General features: G+C 75.8%; 1 protein-coding gene. It reads right to left on the bottom strand.

Annotated elements, in window-relative coordinates; genetic code table 11:
• Positions 1-554 (bottom strand): metallophosphoesterase family protein (locus AC27IQ_RS26495; protein WP_487091442.1); only part of this gene is annotated, 554 nt, incomplete at its 3' end.
• Positions 555-665 lie beyond the last annotated feature (111 nt).

The following is a 665-nucleotide window of genomic DNA, read 5'->3' as shown; positions in this document are numbered from 1 at the left end:
AGCAGCAGCTGGGCACCCGCCTCGCGCCAGCGCGCCAGGGCCTCGCCCGCGCGGTGGGGCCGGTGCTCGGTGTCGCTCGTGGGGTGCACCACCAGCGGGTGGTGCGTGACCACGATGCGCCAGCGGTCGCGCGGGGCCGAGGCCAGGCGTTGCGCCACCGCGTCGATCTGGGCATGCGACAGGCTGCCGCGCTCGTGCCGCCAGGGTCGCGTGGTGTTCACCCCCACGGCCAGGAAGCCGTCCACGTCGCACACCGGCTCCAGGTCGCGCCCCCACCAGCGCTCGTAGCGGCGGTAGGCCCGGCCCAGCCGCTCCCACCAGGCGAACAGCGGCACGTCGTGGTTGCCGGGCATGACCAGCCGATGCGGCACGCCCAGGCCGGCGATGAACGCATGCGCCTGCTCGAACTGCTCGGCCGTGGCGCGCTGCGTGAGATCGCCCGACACCACCAGCAGCGACACGTCCAGCGTCTTGACCAGCCGGGCCACCGCCGCGCACACCCGCGGGTCGTGCGCACCGAAGTGCAGGTCCGACAGGTGCATGAGAACGCTCATGGGCGGTCTTCGGGGCGCGTGGCTCAGCCGGCCGCCAGGCCGGGTACCGCCACCGGGGCGCCCTCCGGAAGGGGGGCCGGGGGCGGGGCCGCCACCGGCACGGCGCCCTCG

This window comes from Acidovorax sp. KPB24-07 (assembly GCF_057543315.1).
This window is presented reverse-complemented; position numbering and strand designations above follow the sequence as displayed.